This window comes from Dyadobacter sp. (assembly GCF_017744695.1).
In the GTDB taxonomy this organism is placed as follows: domain Bacteria; phylum Bacteroidota; class Bacteroidia; order Cytophagales; family Spirosomataceae; genus Dyadobacter.
Genome location: NZ_JAGIAS010000002.1, coordinates 958,744 through 975,862, shown reverse-complemented (window position 1 = coordinate 975,862; position 17,119 = coordinate 958,744). Strand labels below are relative to the sequence as shown.

General features: G+C 51.4%; 14 protein-coding genes. 7 read left to right on the top strand and 7 right to left on the bottom strand.

Annotation, left to right across the window (positions count from 1 at the left end):
- Positions 1-449: 449 nt before the first annotated feature.
- Positions 450-3,755, bottom strand: coding sequence for a glycosyl hydrolase (locus J7619_RS11460; protein ID WP_291198080.1), 3,306 nt, complete (start codon positions 3,753-3,755; stop codon positions 450-452).
- 176 nt (positions 3,756-3,931) lie between these two features.
- On the opposite strand from J7619_RS11460, the gene J7619_RS11455 reads away from it, so the two are divergent.
- Complete coding sequence (locus tag J7619_RS11455; RefSeq protein WP_291198078.1) at positions 3,932-4,393, top strand: hypothetical protein; 462 nt, start codon at positions 3,932-3,934, stop codon at positions 4,391-4,393.
- Between the two features lie 2 nt (positions 4,394-4,395).
- Entirely contained in the window at positions 4,396-4,701 is a 306-nt protein-coding gene (locus tag J7619_RS11450) for a helix-turn-helix transcriptional regulator (RefSeq protein ID WP_291198076.1), read from the top strand.
- 96 nt (positions 4,702-4,797) lie between these two features.
- On the opposite strand, the gene J7619_RS11445 is transcribed toward J7619_RS11450, so the two are convergent.
- The 3 genes from J7619_RS11445 to J7619_RS11435 form a co-directional block, all read right to left on the bottom strand.
- Positions 4,798-7,362 (bottom strand): TonB-dependent receptor, encoded by a 2,565-nt coding sequence (locus J7619_RS11445; protein WP_291198074.1) that lies wholly within the window; start codon positions 7,360-7,362, stop codon positions 4,798-4,800.
- A 261-nt stretch (positions 7,363-7,623) separates the two neighbouring features.
- On the bottom strand, positions 7,624-7,857 hold the full coding sequence (locus tag J7619_RS11440) for a thioredoxin family protein (protein WP_291198072.1): 234 nt from the start codon (positions 7,855-7,857) through the stop codon (positions 7,624-7,626).
- A gap of 128 nt (positions 7,858-7,985) precedes the next feature.
- Complete coding sequence (locus J7619_RS11435; RefSeq protein ID WP_291198070.1) at positions 7,986-8,396, bottom strand: DoxX family protein; 411 nt, start codon at positions 8,394-8,396, stop codon at positions 7,986-7,988.
- A 191-nt stretch (positions 8,397-8,587) separates the two neighbouring features.
- Between J7619_RS11435 and J7619_RS11430 the strand changes: the two genes are divergently transcribed.
- Positions 8,588-9,475, top strand: a complete 888-nt coding sequence (locus J7619_RS11430) for a glycoside hydrolase family 43 protein (RefSeq protein ID WP_291198068.1) — start codon at positions 8,588-8,590, stop codon at positions 9,473-9,475.
- 426 nt (positions 9,476-9,901) lie between these two features.
- A complete protein-coding gene (locus J7619_RS11425) occupies positions 9,902-11,557 on the top strand; it encodes an arylsulfatase (RefSeq protein ID WP_291198066.1) in 1,656 nt (551 codons plus the stop codon).
- Between the two features lie 146 nt (positions 11,558-11,703).
- Here the strand turns inward: J7619_RS11425 and J7619_RS11420 are convergent, their stop codons facing one another.
- Positions 11,704-12,501, bottom strand: a complete 798-nt coding sequence (locus J7619_RS11420) for an AraC family transcriptional regulator (RefSeq protein ID WP_291198064.1) — start codon at positions 12,499-12,501, stop codon at positions 11,704-11,706.
- Between the two features lie 6 nt (positions 12,502-12,507).
- The gene (locus tag J7619_RS11415; RefSeq protein WP_291198062.1) at positions 12,508-13,539 is read right to left on the bottom strand and encodes an SDR family NAD(P)-dependent oxidoreductase; all 1,032 of its coding nucleotides are present in this window, start codon (positions 13,537-13,539) and stop codon (positions 12,508-12,510) included.
- A 167-nt stretch (positions 13,540-13,706) separates the two neighbouring features.
- Between J7619_RS11415 and J7619_RS11410 the strand changes: the two genes are divergently transcribed.
- Together J7619_RS11410 and J7619_RS11405 are read left to right on the top strand one after the other, a co-directional pair.
- Positions 13,707-14,714, top strand: a complete 1,008-nt coding sequence (locus J7619_RS11410) for a glycoside hydrolase family 43 protein (protein WP_291198060.1) — start codon at positions 13,707-13,709, stop codon at positions 14,712-14,714.
- 81 nt (positions 14,715-14,795) lie between these two features.
- Complete coding sequence (locus tag J7619_RS11405) at positions 14,796-15,242, top strand: hypothetical protein (RefSeq protein ID WP_291198058.1); 447 nt, start codon at positions 14,796-14,798, stop codon at positions 15,240-15,242.
- Between the two features lie 25 nt (positions 15,243-15,267).
- Here J7619_RS11405 and J7619_RS11400 read toward each other — a convergent pair whose 3' ends face one another.
- Positions 15,268-16,464 (bottom strand): MFS transporter, encoded by a 1,197-nt coding sequence (locus J7619_RS11400; protein ID WP_291198056.1) that lies wholly within the window; start codon positions 16,462-16,464, stop codon positions 15,268-15,270.
- Between the two features lie 267 nt (positions 16,465-16,731).
- On the opposite strand from J7619_RS11400, the gene J7619_RS11395 reads away from it, so the two are divergent.
- A complete protein-coding gene (locus tag J7619_RS11395) occupies positions 16,732-17,109 on the top strand; it encodes a hypothetical protein (RefSeq protein WP_291198054.1) in 378 nt (125 codons plus the stop codon).
- The last annotated feature ends 10 nt before the right edge of the window (positions 17,110-17,119 follow it).

The window sequence follows — 17,119 nt, the reverse complement described above, 5'->3', positions numbered from 1 at the left end:
CGGGCATTTGTGGTCAGATGTAGTCAGGGATTGTCATTTATAGTCAGGTATGGTCAGATGTAGTCGGGGATTGTCATTTGTAGTCAGGTAGGGTCAAGTGTAGTCAGGGATTGTCATTTGTAGTCAGGTAGGGTCAAGTGTAGTCAGGGATTGTCATTTGTAGTCAGGGATTGTCATTTGTAGTCAGGTAGGGTCATTTGTAGTCAGATATGGTCAGATCCAGTCAGATAGGTCTCTATATTCCTTTTGCAAAATAATGACCTATCTGTAACTACACTTGACCACTCCTGACTACACTTGACTACTCCTGACTACACATAACAATTCCTGACTACTCCTGACTACACTTGACCGCTCCTGACTACACATGACAATTCCTGACTATACTTGACCACTCCTGACTACACATGACAATCCCTGACCATTCACTCCCCCAACGACAATTAAATTTACTTGCCAGGCGTCACCGCAACCAATTTTACCGGTCCGAGCAAACCGCTGGGTAGTAATGGGGAATCAGCCTTGTAAAACGGCATGGTAGTGTAAGTGATCTTGTTCGTCACGCCAGGTTGCGCGTCGCCGATCAGGCGATTTACCCAGGTATTGGTTACTTTCACCTGAATGCTGTTGGAACCTTGCTTCAATGCACCTGTTACTTCAATGCGAAATGGTTTTTTCCAGGTGATGCCGACATTTTTGCCATTAACAATGACTTCTGCAAGGTTCTTAACATCCCCGAGATCGAGCCAGTATTGGGCATTTTGGCGGATGGCCGGTGCATTGAAAGTGTTTTCGTAGGTCGCTGTTCCCGAAAAATACTTGATACCCGCGTCGGCATTCTCCGAAAGCGATGTCAATGCCGGGAGTTGTGCCTGCGCGGGAGCGCCCAGGCCCGGCTGGAAGTGTACAGTCCACGCGCCCGTAACGCCCGTAATTTCCGATTCTACGGTGGCTGGTGCTGTGTAGGAGGTGGCGGGTGCATTGCCGTTGAAAACGATGAAATATGCCTGCCATGAATCGAATTTCAAAGGGATTGTGGTGCGTCCATTGGAGATTTGATAAGAGACTTTGCTGGTTTTGCCGGTTTCCGGGTTCCAGAGCAGCGGGATTTTGCCGGTAACCCGGAAGCTGATCTGTGCCTCATTGGCATCGTTACTGCGATTGTCGAGCCAGTAAATATCGGTATCGGCTGTTTGGCGATGAACGTAAAGAATTTTTGCTTTTTCGCCGGTAATGACCACATCTTTTGAGATGATGCTGTTTAAAACCGTTTCCAGCGGCTGGGTAGAAGCATTCGGATTACTCCAGATTTGGTTGACCAAAGTGGCAAATGCGGTGGCATCGTCCGACAAACTTGGGGAACGTTCGGGTTTAACACCCGCCACCTTCATGCCCGAAGCGACCAGTTCACCGATTTTTTGAAGCACGGGTAAAGTCATGTTTCGTGCCGTCGAATCGAGCACGAGTAGCCGGTATTGCTGGCCTGATGGCGTCATGATCTTTCCTTTTTCCACTTTCAGCATATCTTTAATGACACTCGAATTGGCGAAGTCGAAAGCGTAACCTGCCGGAATGGAGGGTAGTTTTTGGGTGGAAATCTGCGTGATATTGGAGTTTTCTCCATAGTAATACAACACATCCACCACCGGTTTGCCTTGTTGCAGCATAAAACAGCTTCTGCTCAAATAGCCCGTCCACACTTTGGCCTGCTCAGCCCAGCTTTCCTGCCGGGTGAAATACTGGCCAAAGGGCCCGAGCGAAAACCCGGGCTTTTTATCGTCCAACGGCTGATGAACGGACGTGTGGACCACAAAGCGATTCAAACCCGACGCCATTTCAAGATCGGCGGTGCGTTTGAGTTTCTCGGGATACCATGTAAATGCATTGCCAACGGATGTCATCGACTCCGCCGCTACGATATTTTGCCCGTAAATATGCGCTACCGACGCCGACTCGCGGATATCTGCCTCGCTGCGGACTTCTTCATCGGTGCCGCCGGCGAGGCTGCCGGGCGTCCACATCGCAGCCATGGGAACATCTGCTTTACGCTTCACGTCCATACCATCAGCCAGGTAAATGCGTCCGCCCTCGTGCGACTCCGTGTACCGTTTCATTCCGCGGGCCTTCAAAGCATCGCCGATCACTTCGTAATGGTTTTCGACGATCAGTTCGCCGATCGTCTTGCGGAAATCCCACAGAAACCGGTCGCTTTCCGCCGCGCTTTTCACTACCATACCAGTCAAAACGGGTATCCAGGGCGTAAGGTCGTAGCCGCGGCGCTTCTTGAATTCCGCGGGCATTGCTCTCGTCCAGGTCATGTGTCCCGCCTCATAGCTGTCCAGCACCATGTATTGCAGCCCTTTGGCACCCATTTGCCCGCCGGTGGCATCTTTGTACATGTCGAGGTAGGTATTAATGTATTTGGAAACCGCTTCCTTGTCGAGTTTGTCCACTTCCAGGCCGGTAGCTTCGGGAGAGGCAGGATGGTTTTTGCGGCCGGTAAGGGAGTACCCCAGCCGTACAATAACCCAGTCGCCGGCTGGTGGTGTCCAGTTGAGGCTGCCATCGTCGGTCATTTTGGAAGTCAGGTCAACAACGTCGGTGAGGGGGATGGCGTCGGCAGTCGGCTGGATGAACGAGGCCGTGTTTTCGCGCCATGGACTGAACCCCGCTTTTTCTTCGAACTGGTCCATCCGATCGGTATTGTGAAACACGATTTCGGCTACCTGTACGCCTTCCGGCTTGGCGGGCTGTGCATTGCCACCGCCAAACATCGCAGCAAAAGGATTGAACGGCGGAGGCAAAGTCTTGAATGCAATACGATAGAATTTAGCCGTCACCGGGGCAAATGCCAGGGTATTTTGCGGCACGGTACTGCCTTTGACAGGCGCGACGTCGCGGAAGTTTACCCCGTCGTCGCTGACTTTCAATGTCCGGTTGTTTGGTGCCCCGTTGAACTCCGCCAGCGCCCCGCCGGAACTCGCGCCCACGATGGTCAATGCCTTGAATGTCTGCGGACTATCGAATTCATATTGGATCCACATATCCTGGCCCACTTCCATGGGGGGCAACAGGCTGGTCTTACCCAGGTCCCCGTCTGTCAGTTCCGCGACCGTGAATGTACCTCCGCTGGAAGTCACTTTGGGGTTTAGCGAAGTCATGGGTTTATCGGCCGCGGGTAAGCGGTAAGCGATTACGGCCGCATCGGCATAATAATCCGGTACTTCGCCCGTGGGCCCTGTAATGCCTCCTTCGGCGGGGAGGGGCACATTCTGAAACTTGCCTGCTACGGGCCTGGGCTGAGGTAATTTACCGGTAAATGCCTCTCCCCCTGCGACGCGGGTTTCAGTCCAAACGTATTTTTTCATCGCATCGGCTGCCGGTACCCAGGGGCCGCCGGTTACACTCCATCCTGGCGACCCGGCGATAGCCATTTCCAGGCCCAGTTTTTCGGCTAGATCGGTGGTGTGTTTGAATGCATCCTTCCATTCCGGTGTCATAAACACCAGCTTCTTCGGCGTCACGTTGGGCGTGAAAAGGCTCGCGTCGAAATTCTGGAAACCGCCGATGCCTACACGCTTCATCCATTCCAGGTCCTTGGTGATACCTTCTTTGGTGATATTGCCGTTCATCCAGTGCCACCACACACGTGGCTTGGATGCGTCGGGCGGGGTTTGAAAGCCTTGTTGGAGGGATGGGCTTTGTCCGAATGCGAGCGCGGGAAGCGCCCAGGCGAGTAGCGCGAGTTTTTTCATAGTAATATGCTGATTTACTGCCGGGAAACTGATCCTTTTCGGATGGTGAAGCGGCGCGTCCTTAATATCTACTCATTAGACAATAAGAGGAAATTTTTAGATATTGCCGCTAAGATCGATCTCACTCAACATTCCTTTTTGTCAGGAAATGTTTTATCTTTGAACTTAACTTATAAGTGAATCGTATCTATTTTGAATTGTATTCCAAATCCAGGAAGGTCACTATTTATACCATCCGATTTGAAGGCTGTCCCGCCGCCGAAACGGACAGTTTTGTAAACGAGTATCTGGAAAAGGGTTTTTTCGAAGACATTCAGTTAATCAGGCGTTGGCTGTACAACATTCAAATGCGCGGAGCGCAGCCATGGTACTTCCGGGCAGAAAACAATGTCGTTGCAGGGCCGGTCACTTTTTCCCGACTACGGATTTACTGCATAAGGTGTAGTAACAGCTTGGTCATTTTGGATGGTGGCGGAGAAAAGAAAGGCCAGAAAACGCAGGATGGTGCGGAGACGTGGAAAGCGATGAAGCTTATGATGGCTATCGATGCAAAGCTGATTGAAAAGATTCAGGAAAAGGCAATTTATTATTCCGATGACCTGATGACATTGAAAGGAGAACTTTTTGTAGATATATAGTTATGAACGCATTAGAAAAAATCATTCCGGATCCCGCAATTGATAAGTTCATTGATACCAGTTTCGATCTTTCCGACCGTATCCATGAAATTCTTGAATCAAAAGGATTGACGCAAAAAGACCTGGCTGAAATGCTGGGCAAAAAGGAGTCGCAGGTGAGCAAATGGATGACCGGCACGCATAATTTTACGATCAAAACACTGGCGTTGCTCGAAGTGAAACTAGGTGCTTCGATTTTTCAAATCACAAGTGGTCCCATTGAGCCCCTGGAAAAGAAAAAAGCAGAGCCTGATAATGTAATGGCTTAGGGTAAGGTGCGTCTTTTGGGGTTAAAACAAAAAAATCAGGGCGCCCCAGTGGAACGCCCCGATCGTTAGTGTTATAATATTCGTAATCCTTAAATCTTAGAATGAGTAGCGCAATGTTACGCCGTAGGTGCGCTGATCGCCTACTACACCTGCATATTGGCCGTAGCTGCCCGGCGCTGCGAGAAGCAGCTCATAGTAATCTTTGTTGAACACGTTTCTGGCCCAAACAAAGAACGAAATGCCGTTTGAAGCGCGGAAGCCAAGGCGACCGTTGGTCAGCGAGTAACCACCGATGTTCAGGTATTTGGATGGCGACGGGTTGGAGGAGAACTCTGACCGCGCAAATACATCGATACCCAGGAAGTAGTTACCTTTTAGGCCCAGGAACGTGCCTTTCACGGTTCCTTCGCCGCCCACAGAACCGGACCATTTGGAGATACCTGGCAGTCTGCCGCCTGAAATGTCCTTGAAGGCCTGCTCACCGCCTACTTCTTCCAAAGGCACCGGCGCGTTTTTGAAGGTCACATATTTACCGTCGGTATAAGCCACTGCCGCATTGAACGAGAGGTTGCTGAAACGGATATTTCCATCTACTTCCACACCTTGCACACGCACTTTCTCCGCATTAGCGAGGTAACCGCGGTTTACGCCGGGCTCGGGAGTCTGAACCTGCGTTTGGTAATCATTGATATCCGAACGGAAAAGTGTCAGATTCAATACCGAGTTAGCTGTCGGTCTGGTTTTGATACCCAGTTCTTTGTGATCCACGTGCTCAGGTTTCACATTGGCCAGGTCGAGGAGTACCGCGCCGTTGGCCGTCGGCAAACCACCCACGTTTACGCCGATAGGCTTGTAGCCGATCGAATAGGTGGCATAGGCATTGAATCTGCTGCTGGCTTTGTATTGTAGCGACAACTGCCCCGAGAAGTTACCCTGATCGTAATTGGTATTGAAAGCCTGGTCGGTGTAAACAAGTTTTTTCAATGCGATCAATGCGGGATCCGTAGTTTGCAAGCCGCCGTAAGTCTCTCTTTTATAATCTACAATCTTCTTGTCGTAGTTGTAACGTACACCCGGCAACACGTGCAATTTGTCGGTGATTGCCCAGTCGGCCTGTGCGAACACCGCTAAACTGGTGCTTTTAATGCGGTTGGTAGTGCGGATACCGAAGTTGTCAAACAAACCCGGTGTTTTCCAAAGCTCGCTGGTAGTGCTCTGCGCGAAACGCCATTGTGCCGAACCCGCTTCTTCCGTCTGTACCGGATCCGATTTCAGGTCTTGCCAAAGGCCGAACAGACCAACCACACCGCTGAGTTTCGGGGAGATTTTACCGGAGTAGCGGATCTCCTGTGACCATTGGTCATGTGCCGAGTTTCCGGAAGAGATCGTAAATACCGGCAGCCCCAGGTAATCGCGGTCGTTGAGCGGTACCCACTTCCAGAAGCGCCATGCCGAAGTAGCGGTAAGCGTTCCGTTCCCAATTTTGATATCTGCATTGGCCGATACGCCGCCCAGCCTGTTATCCGCTTTGGAAGGTGTATCCAGGTCGACTTTGCGTTCGAATGCGCTTGAATAGGGGAGTTTGTAGCCCAAATCTGCGATAATGGCATCGAATTGGCGGTAAGCTGCGCGTTTGGTAGGCACGACGCCCGCCACGGGCCAGCCGTATCCATTGGGTTTCTGGTCGGAAACGTCGCCGATAACGGTAATGTTAACCTTGCTGCTTGGCTGGTAGAGGATCTGGCCGCGCACCCCGATGTTGTTGATGTCGTTGATACGTTGCTGGGTATGTTCGTTGTAAAACAGGCCGTTGCGTTGTGTCCCGGTGAACGAAACGCGGGCTGCCAATTTCTTGTTGATCGGGCCGGTGAACGATCCCTTGGCCTGAATATAGCCGAAGTTACCATAGCTCAGTTCGAAGTTGCCACCCGGGTCGAAGCTCGCACCGCGGGTAGTGATATTGAATGCTCCGGCAGTGGTGTTCTTTCCGAAAAGCGTTCCCTGCGGTCCGCGAAGTACTTCAATGCGCTCGATGTCGATGAAATCCAGTGCGGTAGCGGCCGGACGTGCGTAGTAAACGCCGTCAACATAAAAACCTACACCCGGGTCGATACCGTCGTTGGTCAGACCGTACGTTGAGCCGAGGCCGCGGATGTTCAATGTCGTGTTACGTGCATTGGAAACATAGAGTTGAACGGTTGGAACGAGTTCTTTCAAACGGTTTACGTTGAACGCACCCGCATCTTCCGCAGTCGAACCGCGGATGACGGAAATCGGGATGGGTACTTCCTGCGCCGATTCCTGGCGGCGACGTGAAGAAATAATGACGTCTTCGAGGTTACCGGCCGATGGATCGAGCTTGATGGTTACCCCGCTGCCTTCGATGACGGTTTCTTTTTTGATATATCCTAAAAATGAAACGACCAGCGTGAATGGAAGTTTCTGACCCGTTACAAGCTGAAATTCACCATTTGCATCTGTGGCCGCTCCGTTGGTTGTTCCTTTGATGGTCACTGTCGCTCCGATGAGCGGGGAGTCGTTGGAAGCATCCAGAATCTTTCCTGAAACCGTCGCATTCACGATCGGCGCGTTCTGGGCTTGTGCAACAAATGAGATGAGTAGAATTGCTGAACTGAATAGGGTCGTTAAAAATGTCTTCATAAATGAGGAATTGCTTTACTGTTTTCGATGGTGTTCATGCGTGGTGGTTACTGCTAAACAGCCTTTCCTAGTGCTGCTTACGGAGCTTCGGTCGACAACAGTAAGGTATAATCGGTGGTTTCATATGTAGGGATCGTAAGTTTCTTCGGCAAAGCTATGGATATTATTTAGTATATAGAAATAGTAGAGTAATATTTTTTTAAAGTAAAAAGCAAAACAGCCCGGAAGTTCTCTTTCGGGCTGTTTGCAATGTATTGATAGTCAATATTTAAGATCGCCGATCGAAGCGCCGAAATTAATATGCAATACGTTGCCGGTCGGTGTCAGTAATGCCGGCACTGACTGTACGCCGACCTGTTCGGCATCGGCAATTTTGCCTTTGTCCTCGCCAAGATGTACGACTTCTATCTGGTCTGCCGGGATGAGGTTTAATATGTCCTGCTCTGCGCTAAGGCAGACCGGGCAGCCGGCATGAAAGAAAATGGCCTTTTTCATTGTTTTCGATTTAAAATGGTTCAGTGCGAAATCGCAATACGAAGGTAAATCGCTGGTGGACTGTTGTTCTGGTGCAGTTTTGACAAAAACAGCCAGGCCAGATAGGCTTGGTAGGAAATCCATTTTACTTAATGCGCTAAGACGTGCCCCTGGCCGAATGCATTTCCGGAGTACTTTTCAAGCCTCCGGAACATGGTGTAAGTGACGGATACCATCACAAATGCGACGATGGCGTCGACGGTTGCCGGAAAGCCGATCACCGCGAGTTTTGACACGAATGCGAAAATGATATCGAAGAATATCCCTGCAAATACCCATTCTTTCAAACGGTGCAATTTATTGGGGGTCAGCAGCACTGCCACGCCCGAAAGCTTGAAAACGCCGAGCAGGTAAATGAAATGCGCCGGGTAACCAAGCTGTACCGTAATATCCCACACCACGGGGTTCTTGGTAAGTTCGAAAAAGCCGCTCGCGCCGAACCAGAGGGATGTTAATGCGGTGCCTATCCAGTAGATGGTGGTGGTTGTTTTCTGTGTCATGATCTTGATTGTTTTTGAGTGATTGATGACACAAAACTGGCCTGAAACCGGCTGCAATGCACGGGCAATCGCGCCCAAATGGACACATCCGCCGCCGGGCTGGACAGTGCCGAAGGTGACATCGGCGGGGCACCGGTGCCTTTTGGAATAGTTTTTGACCTGTACATGCTCCAATCAATCGCATTCAGGCCATGATCCAGGAGGGGAATCCCATTATCCGAAACCATTACACTGCCGACCCGACAGTACTTGTCCACGGGAAAACGATTTACCTATATACCGGGCACGACGATCCGCCGGCTGGTACCGACGATTACTATATGCACGACTGGCTCTGCTTTTCTTCCCGGGACCTCGTGCACTGGACCGAACATCCCTCGCCTTTGAAAGCCACCGATTTTCCATGGGCGAGCGGCGACGCTTATGCGTCAAAGGTGGTTGAATATCGGAATAAGTTTTACTGGTTCGTGTCCGTAACGCACTCGGGCGGACCGTACAAGGCAATCGGTGTGGCGGTTTCCGACAACCCAACCGGCCCTTTTGCAGACGCGATAGGATCGGCATTGGTGACCCATGCTATGCTGCCCGCTACCGAAAATGACAAAGCTAATTTGGATCCGACAGTCCTGATCGACGATGATGGCCATGCTTACCTTTTCTGGGGCAATGGACAATGCTATTTTGCCCGGTTGAATAGCGATCTTGACGGACTCGGCAGTGAAATCTCCGTCATAGACCTGCCGGGCTTCCAGGAAGGTGCGCATATTCGCAAGAGGAACGGCATCTATTATCTTTCGTACGGCTACGGTTACCCCGAAAAAGTGGCCTATGCCATGAGCCGCAACATCCAGGGGCCATGGGAGTTCAAAGGCGTATTGAATGAAATTGCCGGGAATTGTGCTACAAACCGTCCCGCGATCATCGAATTTAATGGCGCGGATTATTTCTTCTACCACAATGGCGCATTACCCGAAGGCGGCAGCCATCGCCGGTCGGTTTGCGTGGATCGCCTGTTTTACCGCGAAGACGGCACAATGCGAAGAGTTGTGATGACGTCCGAAGGGGCTGCCGGAATTTGAGTTGTTGTTACATGCCTCCGGCATTTCGAGATGTATTTGATTGTCTCCACACTACCAAGGTTGCATCGCTAACGCGATTTCTATGAAGCTCGGCTTACTTAGCTGTACCAAGCCCGGCAGAAACGGCATGTGCCGTGAGGCGCGTAACTTTGGTAGCAACTGCTTCGGAACGTGTTCGATAAGACGACCCGATTTGCACGCCATTCCTATTGGTTGATACCGCTTGCAGTCAGGTCAAGTGCCGTAAGGCACGCAATATTGGTAGCAACAAAATCCAACAACGATTCGAAAATGCCGTAGGCATGTAACAGCAGGTCATCATGTAACAGCCTTCCTATAAGTTTATTTTAAATATAGTATATAGGATATATAGAATAAATATATTTTTGTGGCCAAACATCTCTTGTTACACCTTTTTTCAAAATCATGAAGATCCCTGCATTTGCCGCCCTGGCACTAATGACCTTCTCCGGTGCCGTGGCCCAAAAGAAACCTGCGCCGAAGGGGCCGGACGCCCGCCCGAATATTATCCTGATCATGGTCGACGACCTCGGATATTCCGATATCGGCGCTTATGGCTCCGAAATCAAGACCCCCAATATTGATCAGCTTGCCGGCGAAGGCATACGTTTTCGCGAATTCTATAACAACTCCATTTGTGCGCCCACGCGGGCATCGCTCATCACGGGCCAGTACCCGCATAAGGCAGGAGTAGGGTATTTCAATGTAAACCTGGGCTTGCCGGCCTATCAGGGTTACCTCAATAAGGAGTCGCTGACATTTGGCGAGGTTCTGCGGAATGCAGGTTACAGTACATTGCTGAGTGGCAAGTGGCACGTCGGCAACGATAGTATCGCGTGGCCCAACCAGCGCGGTTTCGACCGTTTTTACGGGTTTATCAATGGTGCCAGCAATTATTATGATATTGGTAAATACGGCAAAGGGCCGGCCGTGGAGCTGGTTGAAAACAACAAGCGCATCAACCTCCCGCCGGACAAATACCTCACCGACGAAATCACGGATCACGCACTGGGTTTCCTGGAAGAGCAAAGCAAAACCGCCAAGCCATTCTTTCTGTACCTGGCTTACAACGCGCCGCACTGGCCGCTGCAGGCGCCCGAATCGGATATTGCCAAATACAAAGGCCGGTACAGCATCGGTTGGGATTCGCTGCGTAGCGAGCGTATCCAGCGTCAGAAGGCGCTTGGTATTGCCGATCCTAAGCAAGCCGTTGCCGCCCGTGACAAGGATGTTACACCCTGGGACAATGTGCCTTATGATGAAAAACTGCTTTGGGAACGCAAAATGGAGATTTATGCTGCAATGGTCGACCGGGTTGACCAGAACATCGGCAAGCTCCGCGAGAAGCTGAAAGCGCTGAACAAGGATGATAACACCCTGATCGTCTTCATTTCCGACAACGGTGCGCAGGGTGGATATGCGCATGCTTCGCCCCGCAGGCCGCAGCGCAATACCGGGCCGGCGGGCACGGCAGGTTCGTATGTGTACCAGGACCAGCCGTGGGCATACGTTTCAAATGCGCCGCATTCGGCTTACAAAAACAATATGCACGAGGGCGGTATCAGCGCACCTTTCATTGCCTGGTTCCCGAAACAGATCAAAGGCGGGCAGATCGTAAAAGGTACCGGACACCTGATCGACCTCGCACCGACCTTCTATGACCTGGCCAAAGCCGCCTACCCGACATCGGAGAAGGGCATTACTATCAATCCTCTCCCCGGAAAGAGCCTCGTGCCCGTGTTTACCGGTAAGGCCGGCGAGGTGGACCGCGGCGGCGAACCGATTTTTTGGGAACGCGCCGGTAACCGCGCCGTGCGGAAAGGCAAATGGAAGATCGTTTCGACATACCCGGCCTACAAATGGGAGCTGTACGACCTGGAAACCGATCGCGGCGAAACAACCGACGTAGCTTCGGCCAACCCTAACGTGGTGGATCAGCTGTCGGCCGATTACTTCCGTTGGGCGGAAAAGACCGGGGTCGTGGATTATGAGAAGATCAAACCCGCCAACCCGATTGGTGGGCCGGAGGTACGTCCGGTCAGAAGGCCGCCTACTTTTTAATAAAGCAGATCATGCAAATTTCCTGATTTACACACACTATCCGCAAGCCTCCGGCTGGTCTTTACAGTAACACCTGTTTGCCGTAAAGGCCGGCCGGAGACCTGCGGATAGCAAGTTATGAAGATGGACCTTCGTGCCATTTTGGATCACTCCGTCGGAGCGTAACCGAAATGCTTCTTGAATGCGTACCCGAAATGCGACAGGTTTTCGAATCCGGCTTCGAGGTATACATCCGACGGCCGCCGCTGCTTTTCCCGGATGAGGTAATGCGCCAGGTCAAGCCTTTTTTCGGTGAGCCATTTCTGCGGCGTGGTTTGGAAGGCCTTTTTAAAATCACGCTTGAAAGTGGTAAGACTGCGGCCGGTAAGGTAGCCGAATTTGCTCATGGGGAGGTTGTACATATAATTTTGTTCCATGAAGTCGGCGAGGTTGATCTTGCCCGGCTGCCCAAAATCCGCCAGTAAATGATCGATATCGGGCGCGATCGTTCTCAGAATGGTAATCGCTTCCTCTATTTTGATGGCCGCCAGTGCTTCCGGCAACGGGTCACGCAGATCGAAGTAGGGTACCAGCGACGCCAGGCAGCTTTGGAGCAGCGGGTGTTTGTCAAATGTCCTGAACGCGGGTTTGGGTACCGGTGTCACCTCCACTCTATTTTGGGTATAATAGGCTTCCAATCGTTGTGAAGTCAAATGCATGACAACCGATCGGTGAGGCAAACCGTCCTTCGGATAATTGATCACCGTCACCAGCTCATGCCTCGGAAAGAAAAGCGTATCTCCCGCCCCGAACCGGTGCGTTTCTCCGCCCTGGACGATCCTGGTTTCTCCCGAAATAAACCATACCAGTAAATGCTCCTCAAAAAGCACGTCACTTCTGTGAAAATGGTTGGTAAATCCAGAGATTTTCAGATCGGGATGAATATAATGCGCCTCGTGTGCCACGGTTTATCAGTTAGTTTCGAAAGTAATGCCTGTCATTTGTTCGCTCAATGTCCAAAGCCTCCGTGCATTTTCCGGGTCGATGGAGTAGGGTTTCACGCCCCGTAATGTCCACGGCTGGTCGTAACGGTGCTCGATGTTGCCATTGTCAACCTCGGCCACGTCTGCATTTTCGCAATATAAGCCGCCCATGTTTTTTAACTGCGGGCTCGTGGCACACCAAACGGTGGTAGCCGCTCCTTGCGGGATGGTTTTCAGGTTCCGGGCCACTTCCGGGTAAATGTTGCCGTCGGTATCGTGGGTGCCCATTTGCTGAAAAAGCTCCATCGGTGCTACCCGGCCGAGGTCCGTACCATTAACCGAGCCTGGATGCAATGCGAATGCGCGTACGTCAAATCCTTTTCCGCGTCGATCGAGCTCGATAGCGAAGAGGTTGTTGGCTGTTTTCGATTGCCCGTAGCCTGTCAGCGTTTCGTACTCCCGGTTTTTAAAGTTGGGGTCTTCGAAATCAAACGGTGCAATATGATGACCGAACGACGAGACGCTGATCACCCGCGCATGACCGGCCTGTTTCAATGCAGGCCAAAGCCGTGCCGTTAGCTGAAAATGCCCCAGGTGGTTGGTCGAAAGTTGCGATTCATACCCTCGGGCGTCGCGTTGGAGCGGTACCCACATAATGCCGGCATTGTTGACCAATATATCCAGCGAACGGCCGCTTTGCAAGAATTTCCGGGCAAAATTGTCGATTGACGCCGGGTCCATCAGGTCCAGGGGCTCTACGGTTGTATGGGGAATGCCGCTTACATTCCGTGTGGCCTTGGCCAGATCGCGGGCGGGCACTATGACATGTGCGCCTGCTTCCGCGAATGTCTTTACCGTTTCGAGTCCAATGCCGGCATAGCCTCCGGTGACAATAATCGTTTTCCCCGTGAGTTCAATACCGCTGATCACTTCCTGGGCGGTCGAAAAGGCGTCGAATCCTGAGCCGATAGGATGTTGGTAATGGTTTGATTGAATGGCGGTTGTTGCTGAATGTTCCATAAAAATCTGATGGTTTGTGATGGAACAAAATTAGCTGGTGGATGTCCGGAGGATTTTGTTTTAAAGGCCGATTCTATTTGTTTTAAAGGCCATTGAAAATAAAGTGAGTAGAACGTCGATCAAATGCGCTCCATTTGTATCTGTTGAACTCAAACGCATAGGCATTCATGATTCAGGCCTCTTTCAAATACCTGCTATACCTGGGCACGGTAATCCTTTATACAACGGGTGTAGCAATCGCACAAAATGCCGCGCCGGTACTGAAAACCGATGTGCCGCTGGATTCCATCCGCCTCAGTGATCCTTTTATCCTGGCCGATAAGCCTACCCAGACTTACTACATGACCGGCACGGGCGGCAAACTTTGGAAAAGTAAGGACCTGAAAAAATGGACAGGCCCGTTCACCGTGGCGCAAACCGATCCGAAATCCTGGATGGGGCCGACACCGATGATCTGGGCGGCCGAGCTGCATGCGCATAATGGCAAATACTACTATTTCGCCACATTTACCAACAAAGCCGTTAAACTCGGCGAAGGCCTCGAACGCCGCGCATGCCACGTACTCGTGAGCGACCGACCGGAGGGCCCGTATGTGCCTATGAAGGATTCTACGTATCTGCCGGCCGATAAACTGACGTTGGACGCTACGCTTTGGACCGATAGAGATGGCAAGCCCTATATGATTTTCTGTCACGAATGGCTTCAAAATGACAATGGGACTGTCGAGAAAATAGCGTTGAAACCGGATTTTAGCGGTACTACCGGCTCGCCGAAACTGTTGTTTAGAGCCAGCGATTCGCCATGGAGCCGCGAGAAAAACAAGGATGGCTCGGACCGTCCCAACAAGGTTACCGACGGCCCCTGGCTTTTTCGTACCCAAACCGGCAAGTTGGGAATACTTTGGACGAGCTGGATTTATGACGTTTACACCCAGGGCGTTGCCTATTCTCAAAGCGGTACGCTCGACGGCCCATGGATCCAGGAAAAAGAACCGATTACCCCGCCTGATTTCGGACACGGGATGTTGTTCCGCACCTTTGAAGGCAAGCTGCTCATGTCTATTCACAGTCACAGAAGCGTAAACGGCCGGACAATCCGCTATCCGAAACTTTTTGAGGTGGATGATTCGGGGGATAAACTGGTGGTTGCAAAACAACCGATTGACGAAAAATAATTATTTGTTTCCGGTTGCTAATTGGATTTACCGTCGGATTTCGGAGGAATTAAATTGGATTTAAACCAAAATCCACCTCCCATGCTCGATGTCGTTGTAGTGCTGGTTATCATTGCATTGGTGCTGCTTTTTCTGCGCGCCGGCAGGCAGAACACAATTGTTTATAGGAAAAAGGTAGCACCTCCTGATCGGGAATATTCGATTAGAGATCATCCCGGCGCTTTTGGCCCGACCACACCTTCCGACTATCATGCCCTGCATGAATATACATCGGAGCAGGGTATGCGCGAAGGGTTAGTTTTCGAAGGGGGTACATTCGGTGGCTCCGGTGCGGGCGATTCCTATGAAACAGGTCAGTCCGGCCAGGTCGATAATTGTTCGGGCAATTTCGAAGCGGGCGACTGTAATTTCTACGCGAACGACACCGATTTGAATGCCAGCGATTCGGGAGGAGATAATTCCGGCAGCAACGATTGCGGGTCGGATTCCGGTGGCGGTGACTCTGGTGGCGGTGGCTCAGATGACTAGATTCGCCGGGCCATTTTCTCAAACGTCAGGACGTTTCTCCCGCGGGTCGGGACCGGTCGCTGAATGCGAGCAGCACGGATATTAATCCAAACACAAAAAAGCACAACACCAACGGGAACACGCCGTGAGCCATGAGGTGGCTCGTCACGGAACCCAATGTTGCACCTACAAAAAAGAAGCAGGTGCCATAAATGGCGGAAGCCATTCCTGCTGTATTGCCCAGGGGCTCAAGCGCTAATGCGCTGCTGTTGGGTTCCACGGCAAGGTTAATCGCGAGCATCATCGTGACTGCGATGAAAAACAGGGGCATTCGTGGCGGATCACCAAATGCCCAGGTAAATGCGAGCAGCACCGCGCCCACAGCGGTGTAAATCACGAGCAGCCATTTGATCGTCCGCCGGGCCCCGAATAGGGACGATAGCCGGGAGTTCAGCAGCGCACACATGGACATCGTCGCGCCCATACCCGCGAAAATCCAGGCAAAAAGCTCTGGTTTGCCGTAAATTTCTCCCACAATGTGTTCCGAACTCGATATATAGGAGCTCAAAGCGGTGAAAAGCAGCGTAGTAACCGCCGTGTAGCGCAGAAAAGTGCGGTTGCCGATCACCTGTATAATGGAGCGTCCCACGTGCGTGCGGCTAAGCGGCGTGCGTCGTGCAGGTGGAAGCGACTCTTCCAGCCGCAGCGACCATAGGAACACGACGACTGCGAACAATGGCGGCGTAAGAAATACCATTTTCCAAGATCCTACCGACATAATGGCCAATCCTAAAAACGGGGCAAGCACTGGCGTAAACAGAAAAATTGTGAATATAAGCGACAGGATACGTGCCATTTCATCCCCCACAAAACGGTCGCGGACGCCCGCTATGGTAGTCATAAACACAGCAGAAGCACCCATACCGGCGAAAAAGCGTGCGGCGAGCATCGTAGGCAGGTCGGGAGCCAGTACGGCGATCACGCCGCCGACGATGTACAAAGGGAACCCGACGCGTAGAATGGCCAGGCGGCCGAAACGGTCGGAGAGTGCACCAAACAGAATCTGCGCTACCTGACCCATAAAAAAGAAAGAAATGATTTGGGCTGTTTCCGTGGAATCGGCGGTCAGGCCGAAATACTTCCGCACTTCACCAAATGCAGGTAGCATAATGTCGATGCCCAGGGCAGTGAGCGTCATTGTGCAGGCCGAAAGAGCGATAAACTCGCCGGGTCTCATTTTCATGTTGAGGTGTTTCCTGTAAAGTTAACCAGTATATGGCACGCCACGGGTGTGTAAAATAGACTTTTACAAGGGGGAATCCAGACAAATTTGCGCGAATAGGCCGCTGATTTCTTGTTTGTATTAAATAAATAAGTAATTGGAAAAATATTATTGTCTTAAATATAGACAATAAATAAACTTCTTCTTTACATTTGCGACATCATGATGGCGGGAGGTCGACATCCCATTGCCGGATGATTTCATTTCTTCACTAAAAACAAATTGATTATGAGAAGGATTAGCTCTATTATGATGATCCTGTGCCTGTTGGGCGCGGTTTGTACGAGCATTGCCCAAACGGCACCCGCCGATTTTTTTGCAGGCAAATGGGAAATCACCGTTTTCGGAACACCTAATGGTGATGCCAAGCTGGTAGCGGATCTTGCCCGGACCGACGGCAAACTCACCGGCCAAATCACCAATGCGACTGACCCCAGCGCCGAAAAAATTGCCATTACCAGCATCGACGAAGCGGCCGACAAGATTACAATCGGATTTTCAGCCCAGGGCTACGACGTGACCGTAGACCTGTCGAAAGTAGATGACGACAACCTGAAAGGAAGCATGATGAGCATGTTCGACGCGACGGCGAAGCGGATGAAATAGGGCTTGCACC